The sequence below is a fragment of the Qipengyuania citrea genome (assembly GCF_024171405.1).
Classification (GTDB): Bacteria; Pseudomonadota; Alphaproteobacteria; order Sphingomonadales; family Sphingomonadaceae; genus Qipengyuania; species Qipengyuania profunda.
This window is the reverse complement of the sequence record NZ_JALJZT010000002.1, coordinates 1,145,242-1,157,572: the sequence shown is the minus strand read 5'-3', so window position 1 is coordinate 1,157,572 and position 12,331 is coordinate 1,145,242. Positions and strand designations below refer to the sequence as shown.

General features: G+C 66.0%; 13 protein-coding genes and 1 tRNA gene. 8 read left to right on the top strand and 6 right to left on the bottom strand.

Going from position 1 to position 12,331, the window contains the following annotated elements; genetic code table 11:
* The 3 genes from J2S32_RS06660 to J2S32_RS06650 are packed head-to-tail and all read left to right on the top strand — an operon-like array spanning position 1 to position 2,371.
* Positions 1 to 795: an SDR family NAD(P)-dependent oxidoreductase gene (locus J2S32_RS06660; RefSeq protein WP_253518886.1), complete on the top strand. Its 795-nt coding sequence runs from the start codon at positions 1 to 3 to the stop codon at positions 793 to 795.
* A 45-nt stretch (positions 796 to 840) separates the two neighbouring features.
* Positions 841 to 1,458: a flavodoxin family protein gene (locus J2S32_RS06655; RefSeq protein WP_253518881.1), complete on the top strand. Its 618-nt coding sequence runs from the start codon at positions 841 to 843 to the stop codon at positions 1,456 to 1,458.
* 43 nt (positions 1,459 to 1,501) lie between these two features.
* Positions 1,502 to 2,371, top strand: a complete 870-nt coding sequence (locus J2S32_RS06650; protein ID WP_253518878.1) for an SDR family oxidoreductase — start codon at positions 1,502 to 1,504, stop codon at positions 2,369 to 2,371.
* An 87-nt stretch (positions 2,372 to 2,458) separates the two neighbouring features.
* Here the strand turns inward: J2S32_RS06650 and J2S32_RS06645 are convergent, their stop codons facing one another.
* Positions 2,459 to 2,956 (bottom strand): MgtC/SapB family protein, encoded by a 498-nt coding sequence (locus tag J2S32_RS06645; RefSeq protein ID WP_050599070.1) that lies wholly within the window; start codon positions 2,954 to 2,956, stop codon positions 2,459 to 2,461.
* 252 nt (positions 2,957 to 3,208) lie between these two features.
* Here J2S32_RS06645 and J2S32_RS06640 point away from each other — a divergent pair, with 252 nt between their 5' ends.
* Both J2S32_RS06640 and J2S32_RS06635 read left to right on the top strand, forming a co-directional pair.
* On the top strand, positions 3,209 to 3,451 hold the full coding sequence (locus J2S32_RS06640) for a plasmid stabilization protein (protein WP_253518874.1): 243 nt from the start codon (positions 3,209 to 3,211) through the stop codon (positions 3,449 to 3,451).
* Positions 3,420 to 3,644: a hypothetical protein gene (locus J2S32_RS06635; protein ID WP_253518852.1), complete on the top strand. Its 225-nt coding sequence runs from the start codon at positions 3,420 to 3,422 to the stop codon at positions 3,642 to 3,644. The genes J2S32_RS06640 and J2S32_RS06635 overlap by 32 nt, the downstream gene beginning before the upstream one ends.
* Before the next feature lie 272 nt (positions 3,645 to 3,916).
* Here J2S32_RS06635 and J2S32_RS06630 read toward each other — a convergent pair.
* Positions 3,917 to 3,991, bottom strand: a tRNA-Val gene (locus J2S32_RS06630).
* A gap of 79 nt (positions 3,992 to 4,070) precedes the next feature.
* Entirely contained in the window at positions 4,071 to 5,951 is a 1,881-nt protein-coding gene (gene sppA / locus J2S32_RS06625; RefSeq protein WP_253518849.1) for a signal peptide peptidase SppA, read from the bottom strand.
* A gap of 102 nt (positions 5,952 to 6,053) precedes the next feature.
* On the opposite strand from sppA, the gene J2S32_RS06620 reads away from it, so the two are divergent.
* Positions 6,054 to 7,079: an aspartate carbamoyltransferase catalytic subunit gene (locus tag J2S32_RS06620; RefSeq protein ID WP_253518831.1), complete on the top strand. Its 1,026-nt coding sequence runs from the start codon at positions 6,054 to 6,056 to the stop codon at positions 7,077 to 7,079.
* A complete protein-coding gene (locus J2S32_RS06615; RefSeq protein WP_253518814.1) occupies positions 7,076 to 8,305 on the top strand; it encodes a dihydroorotase in 1,230 nt (409 codons plus the stop codon). The genes J2S32_RS06620 and J2S32_RS06615 overlap by 4 nt, the downstream gene beginning before the upstream one ends.
* A 68-nt stretch (positions 8,306 to 8,373) precedes the next feature.
* Here J2S32_RS06615 and J2S32_RS06610 read toward each other — a convergent pair whose 3' ends face one another.
* The 3 genes from J2S32_RS06610 to J2S32_RS06600 are packed head-to-tail and all read right to left on the bottom strand — an operon-like array spanning position 8,374 to position 10,972.
* Positions 8,374 to 9,684: an SPOR domain-containing protein gene (locus J2S32_RS06610; protein WP_253518811.1), complete on the bottom strand. Its 1,311-nt coding sequence runs from the start codon at positions 9,682 to 9,684 to the stop codon at positions 8,374 to 8,376.
* A gap of 39 nt (positions 9,685 to 9,723) precedes the next feature.
* A complete protein-coding gene (locus J2S32_RS06605) occupies positions 9,724 to 10,233 on the bottom strand; it encodes a hypothetical protein (protein WP_253518808.1) in 510 nt (169 codons plus the stop codon).
* A gap of 22 nt (positions 10,234 to 10,255) precedes the next feature.
* Positions 10,256 to 10,972 (bottom strand): ParA family protein, encoded by a 717-nt coding sequence (locus J2S32_RS06600; protein WP_253518805.1) that lies wholly within the window; start codon positions 10,970 to 10,972, stop codon positions 10,256 to 10,258.
* 230 nt (positions 10,973 to 11,202) lie between these two features.
* Between J2S32_RS06600 and J2S32_RS06595 the strand changes: the two genes are divergently transcribed.
* Positions 11,203 to 12,315 (top strand): SPOR domain-containing protein, encoded by a 1,113-nt coding sequence (locus J2S32_RS06595; protein WP_253518802.1) that lies wholly within the window; start codon positions 11,203 to 11,205, stop codon positions 12,313 to 12,315.
* Positions 12,316 to 12,331 lie beyond the last annotated feature (16 nt).

Genomic DNA, 12,331 nt, shown 5'->3' with positions numbered 1-12,331 from the left:
ATGGCCGGGAAAATCGACAGACTGTCCGGGCTATGCGTGATCACCGGTGCTTCGAGCGGCATCGGGCTTGAGCTCGCGAAGCTGGCGGCCCGCGATGGCTGCGACCTCATCCTCGCCGCCGACCGTGATCTTGGCGCGGCCGAAGCCGCCGCGCGGCAGTGCGGTGCCGCAGGTGTCGAGACGGTTGAAACCGATCTCGCCACCCGCGATGGCCTCCAAACCCTCGTGACGGCGCTCGGCGACCGTACGCCCGATGTCCTGCTGGCCAATGCCGGCCACGGGCTGGGCGAAGCGTTCCTCGATCAGGAGTGGAAGGACATCGCCCATGTCATCCACACCAATGTCACCGGCACGACCTGGCTGCTGCACCATGTCGGGCAGAAGATGCGGGCGAAAAACGCCGGCCGCATCCTCGTGACCGGTTCGATCGCGGGGCACATCCCCGGCGCGTTCCAGCTCGTCTACAACAGCACCAAGAGCTACATCGATTACTTCTGCTTCGGGCTGCGCAACGAGCTCAAGGATACCGACGTCGTCGTCTCGTGCCTGATGCCGGGTCCGACGGATACCCAGTTCTTCGACCGCGCCGGGCTCGAGAACACCGATGTCGGCAAATCGGACAGCAAGGACGATCCCGCCATGGTCGCCGAGGCGGGCTACAAGGCCCTTCTCGAAGGGGACGCGCACACCGTCAGCGGCTTCATGAACAAGATCCAGGATATGTTCGCCGGCGTGATCCCCGACACGGTGCTGGCACAGATGCACCGGCGCATGGCCGAACCCGACGATCGCTAGGCCCGCGCGCCTTCGCCAATCTGCAAGAAACCGAGGAGAACACCTATGCCTCTCACCGCCATCGCCCTGAACTGCTCGCTCAAGAAATCTTCGGGCGAAGCAAGCTCGACCGACGCCATGATCGCCGTGCTGAAAGAGCATCTGGCCGAGCAGGATGTCGAACTGTCCGAAACCATCCGCATCGCCGATTACAACGTCCCGCCGGGCGTGACGTCGGACGAGGGCGAGGGTGACGACTGGCCGGGTATTCGCGAGAAAATCCTGAGCCACGACATCCTGGTTTTCGGCGGGCCGATCTGGATGGGCCAGATCGGGTCGGTCGCCAAACGCGTGCTCGAACGCATGGATGCCTTCACCAGCGAAACCGACGACCAGGGCCGGATGCCGAGCTTTGGCAAGGTGGCGATTGCCGCGATCGTCGGCAATGAGGATGGCGCGCACTGGAGTTCGGCGCAGCTGTTCCAGTCGCTCAACGACACCGGCTGGACGATCCCGGCGGGCGCGGCCTGCTATTGGGTCGGCGAGGCGATGGGCAGCACCGACTTCAAGGAGTTGGCCGAAACCCCCGATGCGGTGACCGAGACCGCGCAGATGTGCGCGATCAATGCCGCGCATCTCGCCAAACTTCTCGCAGGCGACACCTACCCCGGGACGAAGTCCTGACGGCCCGGAACTCTCACACTCCGTAATCTCCTGGGAGATCATCATGGGACAAGGAACCACCAACCGGATCGAGCCGCCCCTGCCTGAACAGCAACAGCGGGTTCCGGGCGCGACCGAGGCAATGCACCCCAAGCCCGATCACGGCGAAGACAGCTACGAGGGCTCCGGCCGTCTCGAAGGAAAAAGGGTCGTCATCACCGGCGGTGACAGCGGGATCGGTCGCGCGGTCGCTATCGCCTTCGCGCGCGAAGGCGCGGATGTGCTGATAGCCTATCTGTGCGAGGATCACGACGCGCAGGAAACGAAGGAATGGGTCGAAAAAGCGGGGCGCAAATGCGCCTTGATGCGTGGCGATATCAGCGATGCGGCGCATTGCCGGGCGATAATCGCCCAGGCTGTCCGCACCTTCGGCGGGATCGATGTGCTGGTGAACAACGCTGCCCACCAGATGACTTTCGAGACATTGGAGGACATTCCCGACGAGGAGTGGGAGCGGACCTTCGCCACCAACATCCACGCGATGTTCTATCTCGCCAAAGCCGCCTTGCCCCACATGGGTGAGGGCAGTTCGATCATCAATTCGGCGTCGATCAATTCCGACCAGCCCAATCCCACGCTGCTGCCCTATGCGACCACGAAGGGAGCGATCCAGAATTACACGGCCGGCCTCGCGCAACTGCTGGCAGACCGGGAAATCCGGGTGAACTGTGTCGCGCCAGGCCCGGTTTGGACACCGCTTATCCCCTCTACCATGCCGGAAGAGGACGTCGCCGAATTCGGGAAGGATTATCCGCTCGGCCGCCCCGCGCAGCCCGCCGAACTCGCGCCGCCATACGTCATGCTGGCGAGCGATGAAGCGAGCTACATCTCGGGAGCCACAATCGCCGTTACCGGCGGCAAACCGATGATGTGACCTCCCGGCTGCCCGAGTAAGGGGGCGGCACAGCGCGGCTGACCAGTTTGGGCTGCCCCGACGAAGATGCGGGTCCGGCGCGGACGCCTATTCGTCGGGCGACCTTCCGATTGAGCGCGCGATGTTACGATCCTCCTTGCCGAACTTGTCCTCCGCAACCCGCAGGACCGTGATCATGATCAGGCTGACAACGGTCAGAATCGCCACCAGGGGCCATTGCGCAGCACCGCAGGCAATACCCACCATGGTCGCCAGCCATAGATGCGCCGCCGTCGTCAGATTGTGGAGCTGGCCCTTGCTGAAGACGATCAGGCCGGCCCCGATTATCCCGATGAACGCTCCGGCTGCCTCGAACAGGCGCAGGGGGTCCATCCGCGGACCGTCGAGCTGATGGTACAGGGCCATGATCGACACGACCATGGCCGCTGCCGAGACACAGATCAGGCCATGCGTTCGCATGCCGGCGGCATGGCCGCGCCATTCGCGATCGAGCCCCAGGACCAGACCGAGAATTGCAGCCACGCCAAGCCGGCTGATGATATCCCAATCGAGCCATTCGAGGGATGTGACAGGGTTGAGTTCCATGGTTCGCTATTCCGCTTTCTGCCCCGGTCCCGGGATGGGGCCTTTGCGCTCGCCGCAAGCTGATAGGACAACCAACCCGAGTGCTGCAATCGCCGGGTCGGATGCTTTCTTATGTAGACAGCCGGGCAGCGCTCCTACGATAACCCGTTGCAAAGGTGAGGCAATATCTTCGTGGGACCCTTGCCCTATACGGGGTTGCTCATATATTTTCTTAGTGCGGACGGGTCTCGACACGACACGAGGAGAAACGTGATGGCGAAGGGAGACAAGGACAAATACACCGACAAGCAGAAGCGCAAGGCCGAGCATATCGAAGAGAGCTACGAGGACCGCGGCATCTCGCAGGAAGAGGCCGAACGCCGCGCCTGGGCGACCATCAACAAGGAAAGTGGCGGCGGCAACAAGTCCGGCTCCGGCCGGGGCGGCCAACAGAGTTCGCGCGAAACGGGGCGGAAAGCAAGTGATGCACAGTTACAAGCTGCGCGCCCGCGATGATCACAACTCAGTGATTGAAGAGATCGACTTCGAATGTCTCTCGATTGCCGGCGCTCTGGACAAGGCCAAGGCCATGGTCAAAGCCGGCCAAGCCGATCTCTACCAAGATGGCGCGCCGATCTGTTCGATGGAACTGGTGGCGGCTACAGGCGTGTGGCTGGTTGGAGAACCGCGTTCTGATCTTGACTGCTGAAGGGCACTTTTAGCCAAGCAGCCCGCGGACCGCTGGTAGTCTCCGGCTCTGCGTCTGCTTTTCGAATTCGCGGCGCGCGATAGCTAAAAGGGCATCCAAAAGTAGCCGTAAACGTCCGGGATGGGGGCGCTTAGCTGACCGGCAGATTCCACCAAGAGCAGCCTGACGGAATGTGGCGGGGAGATAACCGCCGATGTTCGCCGAGGACCACCCACGTTTTTCACGTTCTTTTCATGGAAACCCCGACCATCTCCTCTAAGTCACTGAAAAGATGGTGGGCGCGGCAAGGATTGAACTTGCGACCCCACCCGTGTGAAGGGTGTGCTCTACCACTGAGCTACGCGCCCGCCCGATGGTGCGCGCGGGCGGAGCCGCGGCAGGGCAGGGGCGCGCCTTTACTGTGCGAATCGGCGCATGGCAAGCACCCTAGCCGAACAGCAGCGCAGCGATCCGCGCGAGCCAGCCGTCGGGCGCCCTGGCCTGCGATTGCCCGGCGTCCGGCGAAGGGCAGGCGAGGCAATAGGCCTGCGCGCCCTTGGCACCGAGCAGGCGGTCGGCATCGGCGGCGACCTGCGTCACCACGCTCGCCTGTCCGCGCGCCATGCGGGCGAAGACATCGCCGCCCGATCCGGTTTCCTCGCCATCGCCGATCAGCCATTGCCGCAGCAGCGTGTCATAGGTCGACGGGTTGGTGCCGAGGTAGACGACATGCCAGTCGCTGCCGAGGTCGGCCTGCGCGGCGGTCCACGCCAGCGCCTCTTCCATGCCCCCATATTCATCGACCAGCCGCAACTGGCGTGCGGTTCCGCCATCCCAGACGCGGCCCTGGCCGACCGCATCGGCCTGGTCGCGTGTCATGCCGCGCGCTTCGCCGACGCGGTCGAGGAAATCCTCATATCCGTTTTCGATGAAGGCCTGCAGGATCGCGTCGGTTTCGGGGGTGAAGCCGCCGATCAGATCGGGCTGGCCCGACAGCGGCGTGGTGCGCACGCCGTCGCTGGTGACACCGGCTGCGGCTGCGGTTTCCTCGAAGGTGGGGATGACCGCGAAGATGCCGATCGATCCGGTGATCGTCTCGGGCTCGGCAAAAATGCGGTCGGCGGGGGTGGAAACCCAATAGCCGCCGCTCGCTGCGACATTGGCCATCGAGACTGCGATCGGGATGTCCTGCGCCTTGTGGCGCAGCACTGCCTCGCGGATCAATTCGCTGGCAAGCACCGATCCGCCGGGAGAATCGACGCGGACGACAAGTCCGGCCAGCTCGTCCTCGAGCGCTTCGTCGAGCAGCGCGGCGATCCGGTCGCCGCCCGCCACCCCGGGGCCGGCCTCGCCATCGACGATTTCGCCCGCCACGGTAATCACGCCAATCGGGCGGCCGGGGGTCGGCAGCGGATTGTCCTCGAGCCACACCGCGAGCCTGGTGTGCGGATAGGCATTCGCGCCGTCGCCCCATTCGTCTTCGCCGACCAGCTCCACGACGCGCTGCTCGAAGTCGGCGCGGCTGCCGATCTGGTCGACCAGCCCGGCCTGCAGCGCGGCCGTGGCGAGGTCGCCCTGCGCGGCTTCGATCCAGGCGACCGGCTGCGTGGTGATGCGTTCGATATCCGCCGCCGGCCGCGCCTTCTTGAGATTGGCGCGATATTCTTCCCACAATGTCTCATAGAGCGCACGGGCGTTTTCGCGCGCCGGGTCGGACATGTCGGCGCGGCTGTAGGGTTCGACCGCGCTCTTGTAGTCGCCGACCTTGTAGACCCGCGCGTTGACCTTCAGCCGGTCGAGCAGACCGGCGTAATAGAGCCGTTCGCCGCCCGGGCCGGCGACGACCGCGCCGCCCATCGGGTTGACCCACACCTCGCTTGCATGCGCGGCCAGCAGCATGCCGTCGTCGCTATAGGCGGTGGCATAGGCGAGTACGGGCTTTTCCGCCGCGCGCACGCGGTCGAGCGCTTCGCCGATTTCCTGCAGATGGACCTGCCCGCCGCCCATGAAGCGGTCGAGATCGAGCACCACGGCCGAAATCCGTTCGTCCCCCGCCGCCTCGTCGAGCGCATGGACGAGGTCGCGCGCCTGGTATTCGCCCATCGGGGTCTGGCCCGACAGCAGCGCCTCGAGCGGATCGATCCGCGTCCGTTCCTCGACCACCACGCCGTTGAGATCGAGCAGCAGCGCTCCGTCGCGCACCGCAGCTGGGCTGGGGCGCGCAGTCAGCACTGCGAACAGGGCGGAGAAGAACAACAGCATGAACAAAAGGACGAGCCCGTCCTTGATGCCGACCAAAAGGCGCCACACTTTTCCGGCGAACTGCATGCGTAAAATCTCCTGTTGCGGGAGAGTTAGGGGAGGGCGTGGCGCTTTGCCACCGGAAAGCGCTTGAGCACATGATACCCCTCGACTAAGGGCGTGGTCTCAATGACATCGACGGAAACTTCGCCCCCTGCGGCCCGCTATCCGGCGGGTGCGCTCGCTTTCCCGCACCGCGACCTGATCGGGATCGGCCAGCTGGAGCGGCACGAAATCCTCTTCCTGCTCGACGAGGCGGAGCAATGGGTCGCGCTCAACCGGCAGCCGACCAAGCACGAGAACGTGCTTTCGGGTCTCACGGTCATCAACGCCTTCTTCGAAAACTCGACGCGGACGCTGCTGAGCTTCGAAATCGCGGGCAAGCGCCTTGGCGCCGATGTGGTCAATATGCATGCCGCGCAGTCGAGCGTGAAGAAGGGCGAGACGCTGATCGACACCGCGATCACGCTCAACGCCATGCGCGCCGATGCGATCGTCATCCGCCACGGGTCGAGCGGGGCGACGCAGCTGATTGCCGACAAGGTCGACTGCCCGGTGCTCAATGCGGGCGACGGGCAGCACGAACACCCGACCCAGGCCTTGCTCGACGCGCTCGCGCTGCGGCATGCCCTGCGCGACCGGGGCGAGACGGCGGACGATTTTACCGGGCTCAGGATCGTCATCTGCGGCGATATCCTGCACAGCCGTGTCGCGCGCTCCAACCTGCTCTGCCTGCAGGCGCTCGGTGCCTCTGTGCGGCTTTGTGCGCCGCCGGCGCTGATGCCGGTGGGTATCGAAGCGATGGGTGCAGAAGTGTTCCACGATTTCGACGCGGCGCTCGACGGGGCGGATGTCGCGATGATGCTGCGCTTGCAGACCGAGCGGATGAGCGGCCAGTTCATCCCCTCTGCACGCGAGTATCATCACCTTTACGGACTGACTGCAAAGCGGCTGGAGAAAGCCTCGAAGGATGCGCTCGTGATGCATCCGGGTCCGATGAACCGCGGGGTCGAGATCGACAGCGAGGTGGCGGACATGATCGACCGGTCGATCATCACCCGGCAGGTCGAGATGGGCGTCGCGATCCGCATGGCCGCGCTCGACGTGCTTACCCGCCGTGCCCGCGGTGTAACCGGCTGGGGAGACGCGGCATGAAGCAGCAAACCCCGCTGACGATCACCGGTGGCCGGCTGGTCACACCCGACGGCGTGCGCGAAGGTGCGCTGCGGCTGGTCGACGGCTGCATCGAGGCGATCGGCAGTGAAACGCAGGATGGCGATGAAATCGTCGATGCGAGGGGCCGTTTGGTCGCCCCCGGCCTGGTCGATCTCGGCGTGTTTGCGATCGACAAGCCCGCCTTCCATTTCGGCGGGATCACGCGTGCGGCGCTGATGCCCGACCAATCCCCCCCGCTGGATCTGCCCAGTCGGGTCTCCTACATCGCCAAGAGCGGCAAGCCCGATTTCTGGGTCCATCCGCTCGCCGCCGCGACCCGCGGGCTCGAAGGGCGCGAGATTGCCGAACTGGGCCTGATGCGCGCTGCCGGTGCGCGCGGCGTTGCCACCGGGCGGCAGTGGATCGCGGATTCGGGGGCGATGCTGCGACTGCTGCAATATGCCGCGATGCTCGACCTTGTAGTGGTCGCCCATGCCGAGGATGCCGCGCTGGTCGGCAGCGCGGTCGCTACGGCGGGCGAAATCGCCACGCGGCGCGGCCTGCCAAGCGCACCTGCCGAAGCCGAGGCAATCGCGCTCACCCGCGATATTGCGCTGGCCGAACTGGCGGGCACGCGGATCCATTTCCGCCAAGTCACCACGCGGGCGGGGCTGGACATCGTCCGCCAAGCGAAAGCGCGCGGACTACCCGTCACCTGCGGCGTCACGCCGGCGCATTTCATGCTTTCCGATCTGGCGACGGTCGATTTCCGGACCTTCGCCCGGCTGTCGCCGCCGCTCCGCACCGAGGACGACCGCCAAGCGGTGCGCGAGGCGATCGTCGACGGGACGATCGACGTCATTGCCAGCGGCCACGATCCGCGCGGCCCGGAAGACAAGCGGCTGCCGTTTGCCGATGCCGAGCCGGGCATGGCAGGGGCCGAGACGCTGCTGGCAATGACGCTGTCGCTGGTGCGCGACGAGGTTATCGATATGGCGCGGGCCTTCGCGCTGGTGGCGACGGCGCCTGCGCGCATCCTCGGGGTCGATGCCGGTGCGATCGCGGTGGGGCTCGAAGCCGATATCGCGATCGTCGATGCCGACCAGCCCTGGGTAATCCAGAGCGCCCGGATGGAAGCCACCGCCGGCAATACGCCGTTCGACGGCCAGCCGACGCAGGGGCGCGTGAAGACACTGTTCAAGGGCGGGGTGCGAATCCACCACTAGGCGCCACGAAAAACCCCGCCCGGATTACTCCGGACGGGGTCGCTCGGTGGTCTGGTTTGGTGGGCCGACTAGCGTGCGGCGACCCGCATGTCACCGGCAACAACGTCGATCGCGCCGGGCAGCGGCCGGCTCGAGGCATAGGCGATGCAGCCGCCGCCCTTGCCCTTGACCGTGCGGCACATCGAATCGGCCGATGCCTTGGCGAAACCGGCAGCCGCGACGCGGTAGTAGATCTTGCCATTGACGCGCGCCTCGGTGATCACGCGCTCGGCATCGCCGAGTTCGGGATAGCGCTTCTGGAACTGCTTCCAGGCTTCATTGGCATCCGACATCGAGAAGAACGAGCCAAGCTGGACGTTGTAGTCGCCGCTGCGGGCAGTGCTGGCGGGCGCTGCGGTACCCGCGATGCGCGGGGCAACGGGTTTGCGCGACTGGACCGGTGTTTGCTGGACCACTTCGCGCGACACATAGCGAACACCGCCGATGCTCGGCGCAAGGCCGCCGTCGGCGAGCGCTGCGTCGCCACGATCGTCGATGGTCGGCGCGGCGCCCACTGCGGGAAGTTCCTCGGCAAAGGCGAAATCGCCCTGCGGCTCGGCCACGGCCTCCAGCTCGCCCACTTCCTGCGCGGCCAGCATGTTGAAGCTGGGATGATTGGCGAGGGCGAGCATCTGCGGCTGCCCCGGATCGGCCTGCGGCTCTACGCCGAGCAGATTGGCAACGCGGGTGGTAAAGGCTTCGGGGCGGACGACCGCGGCCCACTGGGCCATCCGGTCGCCCACTTCGCCCGCGGGCACGTCTTCCGCCGCCATGATGCGTGCGGAGCGCCAATTGCCCTGCAGCGCATAGGCATAGGCGAGGTTCTGGCGAACCTTCGGCGTGTTCTGGCCCGCGCGCAGCGCATTGCTCAGCACATGGACGCCGTGGTCGGGGCGACCGGCGAGCGCGATGGCCAGGCCGAAATCGGCCGGGTCGAGCGCGGTTTCGAACTGATCGAGCGTGGCCAGCGCGCCGACCTGATCACCAATGGCGATCTGCGCCAGCGTATAGCTGATGATGGTGCGCGGGGCGGTGTCGCCCAGCTCGACGGCCTCGGCGAAAGTCGTCGCGGCCGATGCGAAGCGCCCGTCTTCGAGATAGGCATTGCCCAGCAGCGTTCGCGAATAGGCGTCGCGCGGGCTGGCCAGTACCGCCGCTTCGGCGTGCTGGACGGCCTTCGAGGTGCGGCCCTTGCTCAGCGCCTGTTCGGCATGCGCAGCCGAATAGGAATGGCTCGGTGCAGCCTTGCCGGTGCACGCCGTAAGCGCGGTCGTCGCCAGCGCCGTGGTGACGGCGAGCTGGACGAACCGCTTGTTCCTGGCTTTCGTCTCGATGCTCATAATTACCCCCTTGAAGGCGATCCCACGTCGTTAATGTGCTTATTCGCCGCGCTGGACCTGGGCAGCGAGGCTTGCGATTTCGGGCATTTCGGCGAGCAACGCGTCAAGCGCGTCGGTCACCAATTGCTGCGCGCTGCGACCGCGGACAGTGCAGGCGAGACGCAGCATGAGATGGCGTTCCTGGTCGAGTCGCAGCGTGAAGGCTGCGCGCTTGCCCTGCGCGGCGGCGGCCTTGCGGACCATCGGCCGGGGCTGGGCGGGGCGTTCGAGCTGCGCCTGGATCTTGGTCAGCGATTCGCGCACCTGGTTGGGTGCGCCCGCTTCATTCGCGGCGCGCGAGGTAATCGCGACCACCTTTTCCTCGGCCGGATCGGCCGGGGCCTGCTCGCTCTCGCCCATGTCGTTCCAGCCGAGATCCTCGAGGCTGGCGGCGGCTTCCTTGCCGTCGACCGGGCCGAGAATCCCCGATTGGGGGCGCATGGCAGGCTTCGCGCCGCCCTTGCGTGCCAGCAGGGTCGAGGAAAGAGAGGCGAAATTGGCGTCAGACATCCGGGAGTCTCCGCCCTTCCTGTTACTGGGCTACGCGGCGGCCAAAGCCACCGGCAGGACGATGGACGCCGGGCATCGCGGATTGCGAATTGGGCGCGGCGAAAACCGTGCGGCGGAAGTTCTTTTCCAGACGGTCGGCGATATATTTCCACAGCGCGGTGACCTCGGCGGCCGAGCGGCTTTCGGGGTCGACCTCCATCACCGTGCGGCCATCGATCATCGAGGCGGCGAAATCGGTGCGGTGGTGCAGGGTAATCGGCGCGACCGTGCCATGCTGCGACAGCGCGACGGCGGCCTCCGAGGTGATCTTGGCCTTGGGCGTCGCGGCATTGACCACGAACACCAGCGGCTTGCCGGCGCGTTCGCACAGATCGACCGTGGCGCCCACGGCGCGCAGATCGTGCGGGCTGGGACGGGTCGGGACGACGATCAGTTCGGCGACCGAGATAACCGACTGGATGGCCATGGTGATGGCCGGCGGGGTGTCGATCACCGCCAGCTTGAAACCTTGCTGGCGCAGAATGGCCAGATCGGTTGCCAGGCGGGCGACGGTGGTCTGGGCGAAAGCGGGATATTCATCCTCGCGCTCGTTCCACCAATCGGCCAGCGACCCCTGCGGATCGATATCGATCAGGACGACGGGACCGGCGCCGGCGCGCTGGGCCTGAACGGCCATATGTCCCGAGAGCGTGGTCTTGCCCGATCCGCCCTTCTGCGATGCCAATGCCAGTACACGCAAGACTTGGTCCCCCTGGTTTGCGCCAGTATTCAATTCACTCGTGCTGCTTTGCTTTGCAGCGCTCTTGTCATGGAAATCGCAGACTACCCCTAATTTTGGGTTAACCGGATGCGACTTTGGTCAGGGCCGAACGCTGCAAAACGCCTCGCAACACTTTGCTAACGAGTGATTTACTATAGGATGCCGCTGATCCGGCGCGTTCCCGCGCGTCGTCGCATGGGAAGGGTACGATGCTACGAGTGGCGAAAGCAGCATGGCTGGCCGGCGCAATGGCCGCGGCAACGATGGTTTCGGTTCCGGCGCAGGCCGACGTCAAGACCGGTGTCGATGCCTGGACGCGGGGCGATTTCGCCACCGCAGTGCGCGAATGGGCCGGGCCCGCCGCGCAGGGCGACCCCGATGCGCAGTTCAACATGGCGCAGGCTTACCGGCTGGGCCGCGGGCTCGACGCCGATCCGCAGCAGGCCGAGGCGCTCTATGCTTTGGCCGCAGCGCAGGGACATGTGAAGGCGGCGGACAATTACGGGCTGCTGCTATTCCAGCGCGGCGCGCGCGAGGAAGCGCTGCCCTATGTTTCGGCCGCTGCCTCACGCGGCGATCCGCGCGCGCAATATCTGCTCGGCATCGCGCATTTCAACGGCGATCTCGTCGCAAAGGACTGGCGCCGCGCCTATGCGCTGTTGACGCTGGCCAATTCGGCGGGCTTGCCGCAGGCACGCGGCGCGCTGGCGCAGATGGACGAATATATCTCGCTCGAGGACCGACAGGCCGCACAGCCGCTCGCCGCATCGCTCAAGGCCGAGGCCGAAGCGGCGCGCGCGCGCGAACTGGCCGCGGTCGACCTCGCATTGGGCACCGATGCGCCGACCGGGCCGGTGGTCACCGCTCCCGCGCCGACGACGCGCCCCGCCGGGACTCCGCGTGTCGCGGGCAGTACTGCGGCCTCTGCACCGGCAACCGCGGGGGCGGATTACACGCTCCCCGCCTCGCGCCCGACAGTCGTCGCGCGGCAGGATGAGGAAGCTCTCTCGCGCGAAGCGGTGGTCGTGGCGTCCAGCCCGGTTCCCTCATCTCCCGCGCCGGCCCCCGCGGCAGTTACGCGCGTGGCAGCAGCCACTGGTCCGTGGAAGGTCCAGCTTGGCGCGTTTGGCGTGCCGGGCAATGCCGAACGGCTATGGAGCCAGCTGGCCGGTCGCAGCGAAATTGCCGGGCGCACCCGCCTGCTCGAGAAATCGGGGCGGCTGACCAAGCTGCTGGCAGGCGGCTATGCCACGCGCGATCAGGCGGCGGCGGCCTGTGCTTCGCTCAAGCGTAGCGGGCAGGGCTGCCTCGTTACCCGGTAGCGCGCAAGGACATGGG